This window comes from Microcystis sp. M113S1 (genome assembly GCF_020246945.1).
Taxonomy (GTDB): Bacteria; Cyanobacteriota; Cyanobacteriia; order Cyanobacteriales; family Microcystaceae; genus Microcystis.
This window is the reverse complement of sequence record NZ_JADBSA010000162.1, coordinates 1-2,943: the sequence shown is the minus strand read 5'-3', so window position 1 is coordinate 2,943 and position 2,943 is coordinate 1. Positions and strand designations below refer to the sequence as shown.

3 protein-coding genes are annotated in these 2,943 nt (G+C 44.6%); all 3 read right to left on the bottom strand.

Annotated features, from left to right (window positions below; all coding sequences use genetic code 11):
- Positions 1–296 (bottom strand): transposase (locus tag IM319_RS08280; protein WP_287735266.1); only part of this gene is annotated, 296 nt, incomplete at its 3' end.
- Between the two features lie 190 nt (positions 297–486).
- Positions 487–1,482, bottom strand: coding sequence for an arsenosugar biosynthesis radical SAM (seleno)protein ArsS (arsS, locus tag IM319_RS08275; protein ID WP_287735264.1), 996 nt, complete (start codon positions 1,480–1,482; stop codon positions 487–489).
- Between the two features lie 99 nt (positions 1,483–1,581).
- On the bottom strand, positions 1,582–2,556 hold the full coding sequence (gene arsM / locus IM319_RS08270) for an arsenosugar biosynthesis arsenite methyltransferase ArsM (RefSeq protein WP_287735262.1): 975 nt from the start codon (positions 2,554–2,556) through the stop codon (positions 1,582–1,584).
- Between the last annotated feature and the right edge of the window lie 387 nt (positions 2,557–2,943).

Sequence of the window (2,943 nt, the reverse complement as noted above, 5' to 3'; positions counted from 1 at the left end):
GAAAATCCTCGGGGTATTTGCGTCTGGCGGCATTGGTTCATCACTTGCAACCGACATTCATTTACCTGACGGTCTGACCAAGGAGATTCGGTCAAAAAGTGATGTAATCGGTTATAAATCACTCCGAAGGCATTATTGGCCATTTGAGTTAGATTTTTCCTTTCACTTTCCCCTAATAATCCTCCTAAATATTGTCTGAACCCGTTTTTTTGCGCTTCGCTCTTGAAGCAATTGTCAAACCGCCGACACCATCGGTCAAAGCAGGGAGGCATCGCGGCTGGGGTTGTCTCTTTCATCGCCGATTTCTCAACGTAAAGTGCTTACTCTGTAACGATTATACTCGATTGGATCTTTGTTGAGCGTTTAAGTCCCACTAATTGACCCCCTGAAAATCGGTAAAACCCCACACCCTACACCCCCACACTCTACCCCGTCAAGACAGCACCAGAGTCCGAGCGTTTGTACTAATTTTCCCGAGGGGCTTTGTCAATTCAGTACATTTGTTCGGCTTGAAATCAAAGCTCCCCCACAACTGGAACCGCTGCCGGCAGTGCAACCGTAGCAATAGGAAGCGGTTTGTACCTCTGCAATGAGATCCAAAGTACCCGGTTGTAATAAATCTGTCAGGGTTAATTTTTGGCCTTGACTGGTGCAAGCGACCAGCTCTTCCATCTGATTAAAATCGCAGTCATAGATATTACCCAAATAATCGATCGAAAGCTGATTACGACACATCAAATGCTCGACAGTATCGCCATTAAAATGGTCTTCGAGGAATTGAAGATAGGGTTGATAGAGTTGCCGGTGTTCCAGATGGAAGCGTGTCCTGCCGACGGGTAGGTTAGTGATAGTAAACAGATTGTTAAAAGAAATATTAAAATGTTCTTGCAAGAACTTTTTGTAATCCCGTGTCAGGGATACCTGATCTGGTGTGAGAGAAAAATTCTCTGACTTAGGAATCTGGGGATTATAGACTAAATCCACAATCAAATTCGGCTCTTGAGCGTAGCCGAGACGGTTTAACCATTGTAAAGCGGCGATCGATCGATCATAGACTCCCATACCGCGCATTTTATCCACATTATCGGCAAGATAACAGGGTAAAGAAGCCACCACCCGCAACTGATGGCCAGCGCAATATTCAGGAATATCAGTAAATCCTTTCTCGAAATAAATAGTTAAATTTGAGCGCACAATTACCTCTTTTCCAGCTTTTCTAGAGGTTTCCACAATTGGCTTAAAACCGTAGAGCATTTCCGGGGCGCCGCCGGTCAGATCGACGGTTTTAATTTGGGGAAATCTTTCGATCAGTTCGATAATTTGTTCGCACACTTCTGGAGTCATTTCTTCGGAGCGACCCGGACTAGCTTCCACATGACAATGGCTACAGGCAAGGTTACATCTTTTCCCCAAATTAATTTGCAGAACCGAGATTTTTTGCTTAGTTAAAGGAGTTTTTAGTTTCTCAACAAAAGGAGTCATGGGAGAGTAAACAGTAATTAGTAAACAGTAAACAGTGACCAATCACTAATCAATGATAACTGATAACTGAGGTATCGAACTTGTCTCGACGCTACTTTTTTAACAGCAACCGCCCCCATTATAGTGCCAAGTGGACTCGGTGATGATTATATCTTGGGGAGAGAAACGAGCTAAGTTGCCCGCAGTTTTATCACAGACGGACACTGGTAATCCTTTGGATAAAATATGCCCGACACCATCATCGAAAATTGCTTCCGTACCAGTATAAATAGCAGTTTTGCCCGTAAAAATACAGGCCCCATCTTCGGGAATAGCTACTTTAAAAGCAACGGAATCCAAACTTTCTAATAGGAGCGGCTCGGCTAAATTATAACTTTGACAGTCCAGTAAACGATAGGGACGACGGGCCCGAATTTCTACCTGACCAAAACCAGCAGCGATCAGCTGTTTAATATAATCCTCGTAGGTCAAGGCCCCCGATAGACACATAGCGCGTAAACGCTGATCTTCTTGCAAATGTTCGGGAATGGGACGAGTGGCGATCGGATCGCTCATCAGTAAACGTCCTCCCGGTTTTAAGACGCGAAAAGCTTCCCGTAAAGCTAACTGTAAATCGGCTGGTTTAAAGATATTAAAAAGACAATTCTGCGCCACTACATCGACGGAGGCATCCTCCACCGGCAATTCAAAGGCAGAACCATCTCTAATTTCCACAAAATCGAGACTAAACCAGGGATTTTCCAGCAGCGCTTCGCTGAGATTTCTTTGGGCTGCCCAACGCATTTCTGGCACTGGATCCACCGCAATGACTCCCCCTGGACGACGGGAAAAATAGGCGAATTGCAGTGCTTCTAAACCACCACCCACACCCACATACAAAACCCTGGGAGAATTGCCTAATTCATTGGCCTGCACCGTCGTGCCACAACCATAGTTCATCTCCTGCATAATGGCAGGGATTTTTAACCCCGGTAGTTGCAAAGGACTGCTTTGGACACAACATAGCCCCACTTCGGGAGTTTGGGCTACTTCCCTGTAAAATTTGGCAGTAGCTTCCAGATAAGTCATTTTCATCCTTTAAACTCCTTTTCTCTGATCAATTCAAGGACTGACTTCGCATCCTCGCCTAACGCTATCGTAGTATTCGTACTGACCTATAAACGCTTAAAATGCGTCTTAGCTTATCTTGATGCTCCGAGAGATCGAATATAGTCATTTCAATTAAGATTGAGAATAGCAATGCCAGAGTTCATAAGGGTTTAATCAGTCTAGAGTGTATCAGACTTATCTGAAATGACTATAAATCTTCTTCGGCCTGTTGTTGACATCCTCGCCGCCCTAAAAGTGCGGCGATTCCTAAACCTCACGATTTAAGTTTCTGCTTCAACCACCGTTGCATACCACGGTTAAAAAACCATGTACTGTCTTACACAAAGTCCACAGACTTTCGCGACCTTTCAG